This window comes from uncultured Senegalimassilia sp. (genome assembly GCF_902464545.1).
Classification (GTDB): Bacteria; Actinomycetota; Coriobacteriia; order Coriobacteriales; family Eggerthellaceae; genus Senegalimassilia.
The window spans coordinates 113,873-129,839 of the sequence record NZ_CABQJR010000001.1 but is presented as its reverse complement, the minus strand read 5'-3'; the positions used below and the strand labels follow the sequence as shown (position 1 = coordinate 129,839).

The window sequence follows — 15,967 nt, the reverse complement described above, 5'->3', positions numbered from 1 at the left end:
AAATATGTCTCCCCTAGAACTCCAGGTTTGCGTTTGCGTTCCCGTTGTTGTGCTGGGCCTTTTTCGCCGTGCGCATAAGGAACTCGTCGTTGTCGTCGGTGCGCTTCAAGGACTTGATGAGCATGTCCATGGCGCGCTCGGTGTTGTTCGTGTTCGCAAGGATGCGGCGAACCGCCCAGATGAGCGGGGCCTTCTGCGGATCGAGCAGCAGGTCTTCCTTGCGCGTTCCCGATGCCACCGGGTCGATGGCCGGGAAGATGCGGCGGTCTGCCAGGTTACGGTCGAGCTTGAGCTCCATGTTGCCCGTGCCCTTGAACTCCTCGAAGATGACCTCGTCCATCTTCGAGCCCGTTTCCACCAGGGCCGACGCGAGGATGGTCAGGCTGCCGCCGCCCTCGATGTTTCGGGCCGCGCCCAGGAACTTCTTCGGCGGGTACAGGGCCGTGGAGTCCACGCCGCCGGACAGGATACGGCCGGACGCGGGCTGCGCCAGGTTGTAGGCGCGCGCCAGGCGCGTGAGGCTGTCGAGCAGCACCACGACGTCCTTGCCATCCTCCACCAGGCGCTTTGCGCGCTCGATGACCAGCTCGGAAACCTGGATGTGGTTTTCGGTGGGCATATCGAAGGTGGAGGAGATGACCTCGCCCTTGATGGAGCGCTGCATGTCCGTGACTTCCTCGGGGCGCTCGTCGACCAAAAGGCACATGAGATGCACCTCGGGGTTGTTGGCGCTGATGGCCGCGGCGATATCCTTCAGGATGGTGGTCTTGCCGGCCTTCGGCGGGCTGACGATCAGGCCGCGCTGGCCCTTGCCGATGGGGCTGACCAGGTCGATGACGCGCGCCGTGATGGTGGTCTGGCCATGCTCCATGGTCAGGCACTCGTCGGGATAGACCGGCGTGAGGTCGCCGAAGCGCACGCGACGGCCCAGCTCCTCGACGGGCTTGCCGTTGACGGTGGCCACCTTCTGCACGGCGGCGTACTTCTCGTTGGGGCGCGCCGGGCGCGTGGTGCCGGTGAGCTTGTCGCCCTTGCGCAGGCCGTTGCGGCGGATGGTGGAAAGTCCCACGTAGCAGTCCTGCTCGCTGGGCAGATAGCCGTTGGTGCGCAGGAAGCCGTAGCCGTCCTGCATGATGTCGAGGATGCCCTCGACCTCCACGAAGCCCTCCGCCTTCAGGGACGCGTCGTACACAGCGTCGATGAGCTCGGCCTTCTTCAGGCCCGCCACGTCGACGTCGAGCTCGGCGGCCTTCGCGCGCAGCTCGGCCACCTTGAGCTTGGCAAGGTCGTCCTTGTTGACGCTGGGGACCACTTCGCGGTTGTTATTGCGCTGATGGCGCTGGTGACGGTCGTTGCGATCGTTGCCGTTCTTGCGGCCATTGCGGTCGTTGCGCTGGTGGCGGTCGGCGCCGGCGTTGCCGGAGCTGCGGCCCTCGGCGCGCTCGACGCCTTCGCGGGCGTCGGCCTTGCCGCGGCCCTCATGCTGCTCGGAGCGGCCATCGCGGTTGGCGCCCTGGGCGCGCACCGACTTGCGCGGCGTGCGCGCGGCGCGTGCCGCGCGGCCCGGGGCCATGTCCTTGGCGGGTGCCTGCTGGTCGGAGCCGGCTGCTTCGGCGGGAGCTTGCGCGGTTTCGACGGTTTCTGCTGCCTCGGGAGCCTGCTGTTTGCCGGATGCGTCCTGCGTGGGGGCCGCCTGAGCGGCGACGGGCGCGGTGGCGATCTTCTTGTGCGAACGGCCCGGACGGCGCCTTGCCGGCGTGCCCGTTACCGTCTCGGCGGGCTGGGCGGCCTCGGCGGTCTGCGCCTTGGATGCGGCGGCCTCGGACTCGGCAGGAGCCTCCTTCGCCTTTTTCGCCTTCGCCGCGGAAGCAGGCTTCGCGGCGGCATCGGCCTTCGCAGCAGGGGCGGATTCGGCCTTCTGGGCGGGCGCGGCCTTCTTACGAGGACGGCCCGGGCGGCGCTTGGCCGGCGTTTTCGGGGCGCTATCGGCCCCATCGGCCGGGGCGTCGGATGCGACGTCGGAAGAAGCCTCGGAAGAGGCCTTGCCAGACGAGGCGGCGCTTTTGCGCGGACGGCCCGGGCGGCGCTTGGGAGCAGCCGGCGCCGCATCGGCCGCGGGGGCGCCCTGCTGCGGCGCCTCCGCTACATTCTGCTCGTCGCTCATGCGTTAGCTACCTTCTCCCAGTCCTTCATGAAGGAGTCCAGGCCGCGGTCGGTGAGCGGATGCTGCACCATCTTCTTCAGCACGCCGAACGGGACGGTGGCGATGTCGGCGCCCATGAGCGCGCACTGCGTGACATGGTTGGCGCTGCGCACGGAGGCGGCGATGATCTCGATCTGCTCGCCGTTGGCGGTGTTGGCCGTGAAGTCGTAGTTGTTGATGGCGGTGACGATGTTGCCGACCTGCTCGAGGCCGTCCTCGGAAATGTCATCGAAACGACCGATGAACGGGCTGATGTAGCGGGCGCCGGCGCGTGCGGCCAGCAGCGCCTGCGGCACGCTGAAGCACAGCGTCATGTTCACCGGGATGCCCTCGGCGGCCAGCGTGTGGGTGGCGGCGAGGCCCTCGACCATGGTGGGGATCTTCACCACGATGTTCGGGGCGATCTCGGCCAGCTTGCGGCCGTCGGCGACGATCTCGTCGCGCGTCATGGCGACGGACTCGGCGGAAACCGGGCAGTCCGGGCCCACGATGTCGCAGATGCGCTTCATGTGGTTATGGAAGTCGTCCAACTTGCCGCCGATCTTGGCGTACAGCGACGGGTTGGTGGTGACGCCTGCCAGCGCGCCCCAGCTAGCAGCCTCTTCGATTTCGGCTAGATCTGCCGTGTCCAGAAAGAACTTCACCCTTATTCCTCCTTATATATATGGGTTGTTACCCGCTTTGCGCATAGAAAGAGCGTTGATGGGAAGCGGGAACTTGATGATGGGAAGGGTTTCCTTCGAGAAAATAAAGCTAGGGGCAGAATAGCGCAGGCGCCGGGTGCGCGCAAGCAAGTCGCCGCGGATAACCACCCGAAGCGCACGACCGGGCACGACAAGCGCGCAAAACGCACGAAAGCCGGGATGACCCGGCCTTCAAGCTTTCGCGTATTCGGTTCTCAGCGGGGCACGATGACGGCGAAGCGTCTACGGGCAACTGCGCGTGAGCGAGTTTGCCGCCGCCCCCCCCCCGCAAGCGCGATGACGGCCAAGCGCCTACTCGAACTTGGCCAGCGTGCGGAAGAAGCAGCTGGTGGCGCCGGTATGGCAGGCGGGGCCCGCCGGATGCACGAGCGCCAGAAGCGTGTCGGCATCGCAATCGTAGCGAAGCTCGACGATCTTCTGCGTGTTGCCGCTGGTGGCGCCCTTGTGCCACAGCTCCTGACGGCTGCGGCTCCAGAACACCGTCTCGCCGCGCTCAAACGTAAGCGCCAGGCTCTCGGCGTTCATCCACGCCATCATGAGCACCTCGCGCGTTTCCACGTCCTGCACGATGCACGGAATCAGCCCGTCGGCGTTGTATTTCAGCTCGGGAAGCTCGGCTTGCATGGATGGTCCTTTCGACGATGGTTTCCGGCGGCGGGCGAACGGCTACGGCGCGTGAACAGGGCGTGAACAGGGGACGGAGGTGTGTTCACGACGGCGTTTTCATATTCCCGAACGGCAAACGTGAACACACCTCCGTCCCCTGTTCACGCCCCCCTGTTCGCACCGACTGCCTTTCTATAGGCGCACGGGGATGCCCTGGCTGCGCATGTACTCCTTGACCTGGGTTACCGTGAACTCGCCGAAGTGGAAGACGCTGGCGGCCAGCACCGCGTCGGCCTCGCCGTCGATGATGCCCTCGGCGAAATGCTCGAGCTTGCCCACGCCGCCGCTGGCGATGACGGGGATATCCACCGCACGAGCCACCGCGCGGGTGAGCGCGCAGTCGAAGCCGTCCTTGCTGCCGTCGCGATCCATGCTGGTCAGCAAGATCTCGCCAGCGCCGCGGCGAGCCGCCTCGACGGCCCATTCCACGGCGTCGATGCCCGTTGCGGTGCGGCCGCCGTGCACGTAGACCTCCCACTTGTTGGGGTTGCCGGCCACCTGCTTCGCGTCGATGGCGCACAGGATGGCCTGCGTGCCGAACGCGGCGGCGGCGTCCGAGATGAGCTGCGGGTTGTCCACCGCCGCGCTGTTGACCGACACCTTGTCGGCGCCAGCGGCTATCATGCGGCGGATGTCGGCGACGCTGCGGAAGCCGCCGCCCACGCAGTACGGCAGGTGCAGCTGCGCGCTGGCGCGGCTTGCAAGGTCGACGGTGGTCTCGCGCTTGTCGCTGGTGGCGGTGATATCAAGGAAGATCACCTCGTCGGCGCGCTGCTCGTCGTAGCGCTGCGCCAGCTCGATGGGGTCGCCCGCATCGCGCAGGTTCACGAAGTTGACCCCCTTCACCACACGGCCGTCCTTCACGTCCATGCAGGGGATCACGCGTTTTGCCAACATATATCTGCTCCTCAACGGCTCGGGGAAAGGGAAAATCGACGGGATGGCGCCGGCGGGCGTCGCGAAGCCGGGGAACGGCGCGCCTCGATGCGCGCAGCGCCCGGCTTCGCCGCGAAACGGCCGGCGCTCGGCGCCTTTACGGCATTAGGATCGCGCGGCCGTCAGGCTGGCGCAAAGGGAGACGCCCTCGGCAACGTCGAGCGTGCCCTCGTAGACGGCCCTGCCGGTGATGACGCCCTCGATGCTTTCCGCCACCGGCGCCAGGCGCTCGATGTCGGCGAGGCTTGCCACGCCGCCACTGGCGATGACGGGGTTGCCGAACGCGTTCGCCATGTCGACGTAAGCCTGCACGTCAATGCCGGTCTGCATGCCGTCGCGCGCGATGTCGGTGTAGACGATGTGCTTGAACCCGGCGGCGCCCATCGCGCGCGCCAGGTCAGCGGCGGCCACGCCCGAGCCCTCGATCCAGCCGGAGACGGCCACTTCCCCGCCCTTCGCATCGATGCCGGCGGTCAGGCGGTCGCCGCCCACCGCGGCCACCGCCGCGCGCGCAAGCTCGGGGTCGTTGACGAGCGCGGTGCCGAGCACCATGCGCGCCGCGCCGGCGTCCGCCAGGCGCTTGAGCGTCTCCAGACTGCGGATGCCGCCGCCGATCTCGACGGACAGCGACGTTTCGCGCACGATGCGCTCCACGATGGCGATGTTCTCCGGGACGCCGCTGCGCGCGCCGTCCAGGTCGACCACGTGCACCCACTGGGCACCGGCCTGCTCGAAGACGCGCGCCTGCGCCACGGGGTCGTCGTTGTACACGGTCACCTGGTTGTAATCGCCCTTCGCCAGGCGAACGGCCTTGCCGCCCAGGATATCGATTGCGGGGAGCAGGTACATGGCGGCCTCCTAACCTTGCAAGGCGGGCGATGCCGCCTTGGCGATTTCGACGAAATTGCGCAACACGGCCGCGCCGGCGTCCGAGCTTTTCTCGGGGTGGAACTGCACGCCGAACGCGTTGCCCTTCTGCACGGCGCACGGGAACGTCACGCTGTGCGTGGTGTGCGCGATGGCGAACGGCCCATCAGGCGCGATGAAGCTATGGGTGAAGTAGAAGTACGTGCCCGAAGGAATGCCCGCGAACAGCGGGTTCTCCGGCGCGCCGGCAGGAAAATCGACGGTGTTCCAGCCCACGTGCGGGACCTTGTACGCGCGGCCCTCGGCGTCCTGGCGCGGCATGCGCCCCACGCATCCGGGCAGCACGCCTAGGCCGCGCGGGTTGCCGTCGGCGCCGGCACCTTCCACGCCCTCCTCGAACAGCAGGTGCTCACCCAGGCAGATGCCCAGAAACGGCACCCCCTCCGCGATGCGGCGGCGGATGACCTCGGTCTGGCCGAGCTCGTCCATGGTGGCCGCGGCGTCGGCGAACGCGCCCACGCCCGGCAAGACGATGGCGTCGGCAGCGGCTATCTCGGCGGCATCGTCGGTGATGCAGGCGTCGGCTCCGGCAGCGCGCAAACCGCGCTCAACGGATAGCAGGTTACCCTTCTTGTAGTCAACAACAGCAATCATAGGCGTCTCTTACATCTCGCAGGTCCAATAAAAGTCAGTGAGGGCGGTGCGCCCCCAAACGAAGCTTGAACAGGGGACGGAGGTGTGTTCACGGTCATCGCCCAAGACTCGGAGGGGCGATCGTGAACACACCTCCGTCCCCTGTTCAAGCGGCTGCCGTCAGGCAGGCGTGCGCGGCTACAGCATCCCCTTCGTGGACGGCAGCGCGTCGCCCATGCGGGGGTCGGGCTCGCAGGCCTGGCGCATGGCGCGCGCCACCGCCTTGAACATGCCCTCGATAACGTGGTGCGTGTTCTCGCCGGCAAGCTGGCGGATGTGCAGCGTGACGCCGGCGTTGGCGGCGAAGGCGATGAAAAATTCCTTCGCCAGCGTGGCATCGAAGGCGCCCACCATCACCGCGGGCACGTCGGCGTCCCAAAACAGCTGACCGCGTCCCGAGATGTCCACGGCCGCCATGATAAGCGCCTCGTCCATGGGCATGGCGATGTCGCCGAAGCGGCGGATGCCGCGCTTGTCGCCGAGCGCCTGCGCGAACGCCTGCCCCATGACGATGCCCGTGTCCTCCACCGAGTGGTGGCCGTCCACCTCAAGGTCACCCTTGCAGCGAACCTGCAGGTCGAACAGGCCGTGGCGCCCAAACGCGGTGAGCATGTGGTCGAAAAACCCGATACCCGTCTCCACGTCCGTGGCGCCCGCGCCGTCAAGGTCGACGGACAGGTCGATGTCGGTTTCCTTCGTGGTGCGCGCGATGTGCGCAACGCGTTCGCTCATTGCTGTTCGCCTTTCTATCGTCGTGTGCGCATCGATTCCGGACAGTTAGCGCTACGTCCCCGAAATGTCCGGGGCCGGGGCGCCCCTCCGCGCCCGCTAGCGCCCGATTAAAGTTCTGGGCGGTTTTGCAGGCACGAAAGCCTGTTTCGCCGGGATACCGCAAAACTGACCTGGGGTTTTATCGTGCGTTGCCAGCATCACGCTGCAAAAACCGCCCAGATGACGGGGACCGAAGGGCAAATCGGCCCCCGTTTCCTGCAAAACCGCCCAGAAGATGCAGGGGGGCAGCGCGCGGAGCGCTACGTCCCCGAGCTTTACTTCGACAGAATCTCCTGCAGCGCGGTTAGGAACCCGTCGTTCTCCTCGGGGCTGCCGATAGAGACGCGCAGGCAATCCTGCAGCATGGGCGCGCGGCTGAAGTCGCGCACGAGGATGCCGCGGTCGTAGAGCTGCTGCCAAACCTCCCCCGCGCCCTCTGTGCGGAACAGGATGTAGTTGGCGTTCGAGGGGTACGCCGTGACGCCCGGCAGCTGCGAGAGCTCGCGGAACACGCGCCCGCGCTCCGAGACGATCTGCATGATGCCGCGCTCGAACTTCGCTCGGTTGCGGAAGACCACGCGCGCGATGGCCTGCGACACCGCGTCCACCGAGTACGGCTGGCGCACCTTCAAGAACTCGCGGATGACCTCGGGGTTTCCCAGCAGGTAACCCACGCGCACGCCGGCAAGCGAGAACGCCTTGGAGAACGTGCGCAGGATGACCAGGTTCTTATGCTGCGCCAGGTAGGGGCGCACCGTGCCGCGCGAGAACTCGAAGTACGCCTCGTCGACCATGACGAGCGCGTCGGTTGCGTCGAGCAGGCGCAGGATGAAGCGCTCGTCGGCCAGGTCGCCCGTGGGGTTGTTCGGGCTGGTGACGATAACGTAATCAATGTCGCCGCGCGCCACGCGGGACAGCACCGCCTCCTCGTCGATGGTGTAATCGTCGCGGCGCGGGATGTCGACCACCTCGGTGTTGGTGAGCTCGGCGTTGTTCCGGTACACCGAGAACGTGGGCGGCATGTTGAGGAACTTGCGCCCCGGTCCGCCCCAGGCAAGCGCTATGTCGAACAGCAGCTCGTCGCCGCCGTTGCCCACGAGCACGCAATCGCGGTCAAGGCCGTTGGCCTCGGCGATCATGTCGCGCAGCTCGTTGGCCAAGGGGTCGGGATAGCGGTTGAAGGCCACCTTGTTGATCTCGCGCTTGATCTCGTTGCGGACCTCGGTCTCCACGTCGCAAGGGTTCTCGTTTGCCGACAGGTACGCGCGCGCCGGAAGATACTTCGGGTCGTAGGGCGTGATGTCGGCCAGCTGCGGGGCGGATGCGCGAATGCTATTCATCGGAGCCGTCCAAGCCGTAGATGTCGCCGGTCTCCACGAGCGCCTTGCGCAGCTCGACGCTGCGGGCGTGCGCCCACAGGCCCTCGTGACGGGCGATGGCGATGACGGCATCGGCGTCGTTGGCCAGCGACTTCGCGGAATACTGGATGACGCTGGAGTGCTTGACGAACTCGTCGGTGGATAGCGGCGAAGCGTAGCGCGCGGTGCCGCCGGTGGGAAGCGTGTGGTTGGGGCCGGCCACGTAGTCGCCCACGGCCTCGGGGGTCCACTCGCCCACGAAGATGGCGCCGGCGTTGCGGATGGCGCCGAGCTGCTCGAACGCGCCGTCGAAGTGCAGCTCGAGGTGCTCGGGGGCGATAACGTTGACGGACTGGATGGCCTGCTCCATGGAGTCGCAGATGACCACGAGGCCCTGATCTGCCAGTGAAGCGGTGGTGATCTCGGCGCGCGTGGAAGCCTTCATGTGGCCCTCGATGGCGGCTTCGACCTTGTCGGCGTAGCCCTCGTCGAACGTGACCAGGTAGCAGCTTGCCAGCGGGTCGTGCTCGGCCTGGGCCATGAGGTCGATGGCCACCATGGCGGGATCGGCGGTCTCGTCGGCCACGACGCACACCTCGGAGGGGCCGGCGATCATATCGATTCCCACATCACCGGAGACGATCTTCTTCGCAGCCGCCACGAACGCGTTGCCCGGGCCCGTGATCTTGCAGACCGGCTCGATGGTCTCGGTGCCGTAGGCCAGCGCCGCCACGGCCTGCGCGCCGCCAACCGTGTAGATCTCGGTGACGCCTGCCAGGCGGCACGCCTCGAGCACCACCGGGTCGATGCTGCCGTCCTTGGTGGGCGGCGTGACGCACACGATGCGCTCGACGCCGGCGACAGCGGCGGGCAGGGCGTTCATGAGCACCGTGGACGGATACAGCGCACGGCCGCCGGGCACGTAGATGCCCACGCTTTCAAGCGGGGTGACCTTCGCGCCGACCAAGGCGCCATCTTCGCGCACGGAGAACCAGCTTTGCTTGACCTGGCGCTCGTGGAACTCGCGGATCTGCTTGGCGGCCTTCTTGAGCGCCTCCTCGGTCTTGGGATCGACCTTCGCCGCGGCAGCGTCGATGGCCTCTCCCGGCACGCGGAAGTTCTCGATGGCCACGCCGTCGAAGCGCTCGGTCAGCTCGCGCAGGGCCGCATCGCCTTGTTCGCGAACCTGCTCGATGATGTTCGTTGCCGCCTCCATGGCGCGGGCGTTGAACGCGCCCGTGCGCTTGAGGTGCTTGTTGGAGAATTGCTCGCCTTTGTTCAGGATGACGCGACGCATGTTGTCCTTCTTTCCATGTACACGCCGGATGACCCCTCCGGCCTCTTTCACGATGATACCTTGTCGCGGCCGCGCCTGCGAGCAGGCGCCTCCCCGGCCTTGACATTGCGGTGCCCGACCCCTGGGCGCCTGCGGGCGCGAAGCCCTGACCAGCTGTTATTCGGTCGCCGGCTCGGGCGACTGCACGCCACCGGCGATGACCGTCGCCTCCCACTTGCCCGCCGCGGCGCCGGCGCGCATGGCGTCGGCCAGCTCCACGATGCGCGCATCGGTGCGCAGCGAGGTGCCGTTGGCGAAGAATCGGGCCGTCGACGACAGCACATCCTCCACGATGACCAGGTTGTTCTCACGCAACGTGGTGCCCGTGGCCGTGATGTCGACGATACGCTCGGCCAACCCGGTCAATGGTGCCAGCTCAATGTTTCCGTGCAGTTTCACGATCTCGACTTGGGTGCCGGTTTTCGCGTAATGGGCGCGCGTGATGTTGGGATACTTCGTGGCGATGCGGATGGAGCCCAAGCGGCGGTAGTGCTCGGCGGTCTGCTCGGCAGCGCCGGCAGGCTCGGCCACCACGAAGCGGCAGGAGCCGAACTTCAAGTCGGCCAGCTCCACCACCTCGGGCTGCGCCTCGAGCAGCGAGTCCTCGCCGCAGATGCCGCAATCGGCCGCGCCGAGCTCCACGAACGCCGGGGCGTCGGAGGGGCGCACGATGATGTACTCCACGCCCGGGTTGCGGATGATGAGCTGGCGGCCGGGGTTGTCGAGCCCCGTGACGTCCAGGCCGCATGCCGCCAGGCACGCGATGGAGTCGGCATTGAGCGAGCCCTTCGGCACGGCGATGCGCAGCGGGCGCTGGCCGGTGCCGGACGCGGAGCGCTCGTCGGCGGCCGCGGCGGCGGCCATCGCGCGCTCGAGGAAGAACGCGAAGCCGGCGGCGGGGCGGCTTTCGCCGTATGCCCCGATGGTGTTGTCGTAGCGGCCACCGCTGCCCAGCGGGCTTCCCAGCCCCGGCGCGTAGGCCTCGAACACGATGCCGGTGTAGTAGTCGAAGCTGCTCATGACGGAGAAGTCGACCTGGATGCTGTCGGCCAGGCCCGCGGCCTCCAGCAGGTCGAACGCCTGCTCAAGCCCGTCAAGGCCCGTCTCGCAGCCTAGCGGCGCCACCAGATCGCGCACCTCGGCGATGGCGGCGCGCCCGCCGCGGATGCGAGCGAGCCTGCCGATGGCCTGGGCGAACACCGGCGGAACGCCCTGCGCGCCCTCGCCTGAGGTCAGCTCGTCGAGCGTGACGAAGTTCGAGGTGTGATACGCATCGAGCACCGCCTGGCGCCACTGCGGCGCAGCACCGCAGGTTGCCAGCAGCGCGCGCAGCACCGACACCGATGCAAGCGCGATCTTGAAGTCGGCCACGCCGGCAAGCTTGAGCGATTCTGCCAGCAGGCCCACCACCTCGGCGTCGGCCGCCGCGCCCGCCTGGCCGATGAGCTCGACGCCCATCTGCGTGGTCTCGCGCGGCTCGGCGCGCGTCTGGCCCTCGGCCTCGCGGAACACTCGCTGCATGTAGCGGAAGCGGAACGGCCCGGGCTGGCCGGCCAGGCGCGTGGCGCACATGCGGGCGATCTGCAGCGTGACGTCGGGGCGCATGGCCAGAAGGTCGCCGCGCGCGTCGAAGAGCTTGAACGGGGTGCCCGGCAGCCTGCCGCCGGCCTGCAGCACGTCCATCACCTCGAGCGTGGGCGTTTCCACCGGAAGGTAACCCTTGGCCGCCATGTTGGCCTGCACCGCTTGGGCCGCCTGCTCGCGCAGCACCGCCTCGTCGGTGAGCACGTCGCGGAAACCCGAAGGCGTCACGAAGTTCATCTGATTCATCCTGCCTTTCATCGTGCGGTTGCGGGCATCGGCCCGTTTTCGGTTGCAGATGCGGGAATGGCTGCCGATTGCGGGCGCTTCCGCAGCGCCATCCCCAAGTGCTGTCCGATACTTTAGCACAGTAGAGTGATAAAGCAAGAAACTTGACCGATTTTTTGCAGAAGCGGGCGAAAGGCCCGGAAAACTCCCCTTTTCGGGCATGAAACGTCATAATCGTCCCATTCGCAACGCGGGATGAACACATCGCGGGCGAAGCAAAACAAGAATGTCGTCACAGAAAGCGCCGCTATGCCGAACCTGTTCGCAAACCATACCGTCGTCCTTGCCGGCTACGGCTTCAGCGTCGACGGGCCCTACCTTACGATAAACGACCTGGACGAGGGCGCAGTCGGTTACGTGCCCGTGCTCGGGCGCACGTTCTCGCTGCGCCGACTGCCGCGCCGGCGCTGCATCGGCCGCATCGACCTTCGGACGCACGAGCGGAGCACGTGCCCGCTGAACGCGGAGCTGCTGCCCGACGGCAAGGAGGACATGTGCCCGGCGTGCATCGAGGCAACCGGCTTCAACCCATCGTTTTACTTCAGCAGCTACATCTCGCCGCAGCAACGCGAGTACAACCAAACGCCGCATTACGTGTACCTGGCGTATTTCGCACCGGGCTACGTGAAGGCGGGTATCTCGAGCGAAACGCGCGGCATCGAGCGCCTGCTCGAGCAAGGCGCCCGCGCGGCACGCGTGGTCGGGCGCTTCACCTGCGCCGACGATGCCCGCTCACTTGAAGCGGCGCTGTGCGCGCAGGACGGCGTGGCCGAGACCATGCGCGCGTCGCTTAAGGCGAAACTGCTGGCCGACGCGCCTTACAGCTTCGAGGAAGCCTGCCGCGAGCTGCGTGCGGCGACCGACAGGCTCGAAGACGTCGACGCGGTGGCGCAGGCGGGTTTCTCACCCGAGGACGCGCTCGACCTTTCGCCGTATTACTTCGGCGGGCCGTCCCCCGATACGCACACCATGCAGCTGCCCGAAGGCGAAGGCTTCGCGGACGTGTGCGGCGGCGTGTGCGCGGGCACGGTCGGCGCGAACCTGGTGTTTTGGCAGGACGGGACGAACTTCATCGCGCCCATCAAGGATTGGGAATCCCACGAGATCGAGTTCCTGGATGACGAGATCGCCTGCGAATACGCCAGCGAGCCCCAGCAGATCTCGCTGTTCTAGCGCACCCCGCCTGTGCCCGACAACGCAAGAAGCGCCGCCCGGATTTCCGGGCGGCGCTTCGTTTGCAAGCCTATGTCACGCGAAATGCACCTTCGCGTGCAGCGGTTTTCGCACGCAATCCACTCGCAACCGCGCAACGCAGCTGCGACCGACAGCGGTTACGCCTTGTTGACGTCGGCGTCCACAGCCTCTTCGAAGTACTCCTTCACAGGGCCGGCGCCGAAGTCCTTCACCTCGTCGAGGTGCCAACAGTCGGTCTGGGGCATGCCCGGGACGTTGTCCGCCACGAACACCGGGTCCTTGCCGGCGGCGCGCTGCTCGGAGTAGTCCTTCAGCGCCGCAAGCGCCCACTTGCCCAGAAGCAGGATGGCGATGAGGTTCATCATGGCCATAAGGCCCATGAAGATGTCGGCCAGGTTCCAAGCCAGATCGAAGCTGTTCACCGCACCGTAGAAGATAACCGCCAGGCACGCCAGACGGAAGATGATCAGCGCCGCCTTGGAGTCGTTCTTGATGAAGCGGAAGTTGCTCTCGGCGTAGAAGTAATTGCCGATAAGGCTGGAGTAGGCGAACATGAAGATAGCGAACGTGATGAAGTGGATACCCATGGGGCCCACGGAGTTGTTCACGGCCATCTGCACGAGCGGCATGCCGTTGAGGCCCTCGGCCGCGGCGGGATCCTGCACGTAGAACACCAGCACCATCATGGCCGAGCAGGTGCAGATGACGAGCGTGTCGATGTAGACCGACAGGCTTTGCACGAGGCCCTGCTTGACCGGGTGGGAAACGCTGGCGGTGGCGGCGGCGTTAGGGGCCGAGCCCATGCCGGCCTCATTGGAGTACAGGCCGCGCTTGATGCCGAGCATGACCACCGAGCCGGCAAAGCCGCCGAAGATGGACTGGAAGTCGAAGGCGCTTTCGAACATCAGGCCGAACACGGCGGGCAGCCAGGTGATGTTGGCGATGGTGGTCCACAGCGCGATGGCGATGTAGGCGATGGCCATGACCGGCACGATGATGGACGTGATCACGCTGATGCGCTTGGAGCCGCCGAAGATGACGCCGGCGGTGAACACCACCAGGCCCAGACCGGCCGCCACGGCCACGCCGTTGGTAGCGTAGTCGGGGATGTAGTACTCAAGCGCGCTGCAAGCATTGAACGCCTGCAGGCCGTTGAAGCCGAACGCGAAGCACAGGATGAGCAGCACGCTGAAGAGCACGCCGAGCTTGCGGCTGCCGAGCGCCTGATGGATGTAGTAGGCCGGGCCGCCGCGGAACTCGCCGTCGGTGCCGCGCACCTTCCAGATCTGGGCGAGCGTGGACTCGACGAAGGCCGACGCCGCGCCCACCAGGGCCATGAGCCACATCCAGAACACGGCACCCGGGCCGCCCGTGGCGATGGCCGTCGCCACGCCGGCGATGTTGCCCGTGCCCACGCGGCTGGCCGTGGAGACCATAAGCGCCTGGAACGACGAGATGGAGCGCTCGCCCTGCACGTGCTTCTTCTCGGTCAGCTGCTTGAACATGTCCTTGATGAAGCGGATCTGCACGCCCTTGGTGCGGATGGTGAAGTACACGCCCACTGCAACCAGCAGGATGAGCAGGATGTACGTGTACATGAAGCCGTCGATCTCACCCGTGATATCGACAAGCCATGCGTTGAAATCCATGATGGCTTTCCCCTTTCCCCTATATGAAACCGATTCCCTGGATTTGTGCGTACGCACAAGAATTCACGGAAACGCCACTATACCTTATTTTGAAACAAATTGGTAACAACCGCGGTTCCCGTGCCTATTCCCTAGCGTTTGTGTTCCTCGTTGTGCTTTTTCACCTTGTCCGGCTTACGACCGCTCAAAGGGCTATCATGGTCACTTACCGAATACTGGGCAACGATGCGTAAGGGGCGCACATGCTTTCAGAACGATTTCTCACAAATCTTGTCAAGGGGATGACCAAACGCCATCTCGACCTTCAGCCTACCGACGAGCATTTCTTTCCCGACCCAAAGCCCGACACCAAGTACATGCTGTACCTGCACGTGCCGTTTTGCCAGGTCCTGTGCCCGTATTGCAGCTTCAACCGCTACGTGTTCCATGAGGACATCGCGCGCACGTACTTCAAGAACCTGCGCCGCGAGATGATGATGCTCAAGGAGCGCGGCTGGGATTTTGAGACGCTGTACTTCGGCGGCGGCACCCCCACCATCCTGCTCGACGAGCTGTGCGAGACCATCGACCTTGCCCGCGACAACTTCCACATCAAGGAAGTGGGCGTGGAAACGAACCCGAACCACCTTGCCGAGCCGTGGCTTTCCGAGATGAAGGGCCGCGTGCAGCGCCTGTCCGTGGGCGTGCAGAGCTTCAACAACGACCTGCTCAAGCAGATGGACCGCTACAAGAAGTACGGCAGCGGCGAGGAGATCTTCGAGCGCATCGGGCAGGCCGCGCCCTACTTCGACAGCGTGAACGTGGATATGATCTTCAACTTCCCCAGCCAAACGGAGGACATCCTGCTGGACGACCTTGAGAAGATCGTGGCCTGCGGGGCGCGTCAAACCACGTTCAGCCCGCTGTACGTCTCAAACGCCACCACGCGCAAGATGGAGAAGTCGCTGGGCAAGATGGACTACAACCGCGAGTTCCGCTACTACCAAATCCTCGACGAGGTGCTGTGCGGCGGCGAGCATCCTTTCTTCAGCCGCGACACCATCTGGACGTTCAACCGCTTGAACCAGCAGGGCGCCCACGACCATAACCTGTACGCCGAGGAGCTGCAGGTTGCCTACAACGAGTACCCCGGCATCGGCAGCGGCTCGATCACGCACCTCAACGGCGCGCTGTACGTGAACACGTTCAGCCTAAAGGAGTACAACGAGGCCATTGAAGCCGGGCACATGTCCATCATGGGCAAGTGCGTCATGAGCAAGCGCGACCTGGCCCGTTACTATTTCCTTCTGCACCTCTACCAGCTGCGCTTGGACAAGAACGACTTCAAGAAGCAGTTCGGCTGCAGCATCGAGCGCCTGCTGCCGGCGGAGATGGCCTTCTACCGCGCGCATCGCGCCTTCGCCACCGACACCCGCGACGAGCTGACGTTGACCACCATGGGACGCTACCTGACGCTCATCCTGTACCGTCAGTTCCTCTCGGGCATGAACAACCTGCGCGACCAGGCGCGCGATGCGCTTGACGGCGAGGAGCACAACCTGCTGTTCGGCGACGAGACGAACTGCAGCGCCTGCCTGGAATAGCCTGGGCTTCGCAACGTTTTTAATGGGCGGCATCGCGCAAGATGCCGCCTTTTTTCGCGCTGAAGCGTCGGTTTTGCGGCGAATTCCTAGCGCGCCCATCTGGGAAATGCACCAAATCGTGGAAAGTGTCCCCTTGCG

The 15,967-nt window shown here is 65.8% G+C and carries 13 protein-coding genes; 2 read left to right on the top strand and 11 right to left on the bottom strand.

Annotated elements, in window-relative coordinates; genetic code table 11:
- Positions 1-13: 13 nt before the first annotated feature.
- The 10 genes from rho to hisZ all read right to left on the bottom strand — a co-directional run bounded on the left by rho (position 14) and on the right by hisZ (position 11,364).
- The gene (gene rho, locus RDW26_RS00445; protein ID WP_307982017.1) at positions 14-2,164 is read right to left on the bottom strand and encodes a transcription termination factor Rho; all 2,151 of its coding nucleotides are present in this window, start codon (positions 2,162-2,164) and stop codon (positions 14-16) included.
- Positions 2,161-2,847 carry a fructose-6-phosphate aldolase gene (gene fsa, locus RDW26_RS00440; protein WP_118349845.1) on the bottom strand — a complete coding sequence of 229 codons (687 nt, stop codon included), beginning with the start codon at positions 2,845-2,847 and terminating at the stop codon, positions 2,161-2,163. Before fsa ends, rho begins: the two co-directional genes overlap by 4 nt.
- Before the next feature lie 351 nt (positions 2,848-3,198).
- Entirely contained in the window at positions 3,199-3,531 is a 333-nt protein-coding gene (hisI, locus tag RDW26_RS00435; protein WP_307982015.1) for a phosphoribosyl-AMP cyclohydrolase, read from the bottom strand.
- A 174-nt stretch (positions 3,532-3,705) separates the two neighbouring features.
- Positions 3,706-4,470 (bottom strand): imidazole glycerol phosphate synthase subunit HisF, encoded by a 765-nt coding sequence (gene hisF / locus RDW26_RS00430; RefSeq protein ID WP_294163485.1) that lies wholly within the window; start codon positions 4,468-4,470, stop codon positions 3,706-3,708.
- A 144-nt stretch (positions 4,471-4,614) separates the two neighbouring features.
- Entirely contained in the window at positions 4,615-5,358 is a 744-nt protein-coding gene (gene hisA / locus RDW26_RS00425; protein ID WP_307982011.1) for a 1-(5-phosphoribosyl)-5-[(5-phosphoribosylamino)methylideneamino]imidazole-4-carboxamide isomerase, read from the bottom strand.
- Between the two features lie 9 nt (positions 5,359-5,367).
- Complete coding sequence (hisH, locus tag RDW26_RS00420) at positions 5,368-6,030, bottom strand: imidazole glycerol phosphate synthase subunit HisH (protein ID WP_307982009.1); 663 nt, start codon at positions 6,028-6,030, stop codon at positions 5,368-5,370.
- Between the two features lie 177 nt (positions 6,031-6,207).
- On the bottom strand, positions 6,208-6,801 hold the full coding sequence (gene hisB / locus RDW26_RS00415) for an imidazoleglycerol-phosphate dehydratase HisB (protein WP_307982007.1): 594 nt from the start codon (positions 6,799-6,801) through the stop codon (positions 6,208-6,210).
- Positions 6,802-7,115: 314 nt separating this feature from the next.
- The gene (gene hisC, locus RDW26_RS00410; protein WP_307982005.1) at positions 7,116-8,180 is read right to left on the bottom strand and encodes a histidinol-phosphate transaminase; all 1,065 of its coding nucleotides are present in this window, start codon (positions 8,178-8,180) and stop codon (positions 7,116-7,118) included.
- On the bottom strand, positions 8,173-9,546 hold the full coding sequence (gene hisD / locus RDW26_RS00405) for a histidinol dehydrogenase (protein ID WP_307982004.1): 1,374 nt from the start codon (positions 9,544-9,546) through the stop codon (positions 8,173-8,175). Before hisD ends, hisC begins: the two co-directional genes overlap by 8 nt.
- Positions 9,547-9,651: 105 nt before the next feature.
- The gene (gene hisZ, locus RDW26_RS00400; protein ID WP_307982002.1) at positions 9,652-11,364 is read right to left on the bottom strand and encodes an ATP phosphoribosyltransferase regulatory subunit; all 1,713 of its coding nucleotides are present in this window, start codon (positions 11,362-11,364) and stop codon (positions 9,652-9,654) included.
- 288 nt (positions 11,365-11,652) lie between these two features.
- Here hisZ and RDW26_RS00395 point away from each other — a divergent pair, with 288 nt between their 5' ends.
- On the top strand, positions 11,653-12,576 hold the full coding sequence (locus tag RDW26_RS00395; RefSeq protein ID WP_307982000.1) for a DUF2797 domain-containing protein: 924 nt from the start codon (positions 11,653-11,655) through the stop codon (positions 12,574-12,576).
- 158 nt (positions 12,577-12,734) lie between these two features.
- Here RDW26_RS00395 and RDW26_RS00390 read toward each other — a convergent pair whose 3' ends face one another.
- Complete coding sequence (locus tag RDW26_RS00390) at positions 12,735-14,246, bottom strand: sodium:alanine symporter family protein (RefSeq protein ID WP_281624763.1); 1,512 nt, start codon at positions 14,244-14,246, stop codon at positions 12,735-12,737.
- 242 nt (positions 14,247-14,488) lie between these two features.
- Between RDW26_RS00390 and RDW26_RS00385 the strand changes: the two genes are divergently transcribed.
- A complete protein-coding gene (locus RDW26_RS00385) occupies positions 14,489-15,829 on the top strand; it encodes a coproporphyrinogen III oxidase family protein (RefSeq protein ID WP_303865223.1) in 1,341 nt (446 codons plus the stop codon).
- Positions 15,830-15,967: the final 138 nt, after the last annotated feature.

What these genes read in the sequence shown, in the direction of transcription:
- rho (WP_307982017.1), bottom strand. Translation starts at nt 2,164, where the DNA reads ATGAGCGACGAGCAGAATGTAGCGGAGGCGCCGCAGCAGGGCGCCCCC.
- hisI (WP_307982015.1), bottom strand. Translation starts at nt 3,531, where the DNA reads ATGCAAGCCGAGCTTCCCGAGCTGAAATACAACGCCGACGGGCTGATT.
- hisF (WP_294163485.1), bottom strand. Translation starts at nt 4,470, where the DNA reads ATGTTGGCAAAACGCGTGATCCCCTGCATGGACGTGAAGGACGGCCGT.
- hisA (WP_307982011.1), bottom strand. Translation starts at nt 5,358, where the DNA reads ATGTACCTGCTCCCCGCAATCGATATCCTGGGCGGCAAGGCCGTTCGC.
- hisH (WP_307982009.1), bottom strand. Translation starts at nt 6,030, where the DNA reads ATGATTGCTGTTGTTGACTACAAGAAGGGTAACCTGCTATCCGTTGAG.
- hisB (WP_307982007.1), bottom strand. Translation starts at nt 6,801, where the DNA reads ATGAGCGAACGCGTTGCGCACATCGCGCGCACCACGAAGGAAACCGAC.
- hisC (WP_307982005.1), bottom strand. Translation starts at nt 8,180, where the DNA reads ATGAATAGCATTCGCGCATCCGCCCCGCAGCTGGCCGACATCACGCCC.
- hisZ (WP_307982002.1), bottom strand. Translation starts at nt 11,364, where the DNA reads ATGAATCAGATGAACTTCGTGACGCCTTCGGGTTTCCGCGACGTGCTC.
- RDW26_RS00395 (WP_307982000.1), top strand. Translation starts at nt 11,653, where the DNA reads ATGCCGAACCTGTTCGCAAACCATACCGTCGTCCTTGCCGGCTACGGC.
- RDW26_RS00390 (WP_281624763.1), bottom strand. Translation starts at nt 14,246, where the DNA reads ATGGATTTCAACGCATGGCTTGTCGATATCACGGGTGAGATCGACGGC.
- RDW26_RS00385 (WP_303865223.1), top strand. Translation starts at nt 14,489, where the DNA reads ATGCTTTCAGAACGATTTCTCACAAATCTTGTCAAGGGGATGACCAAA.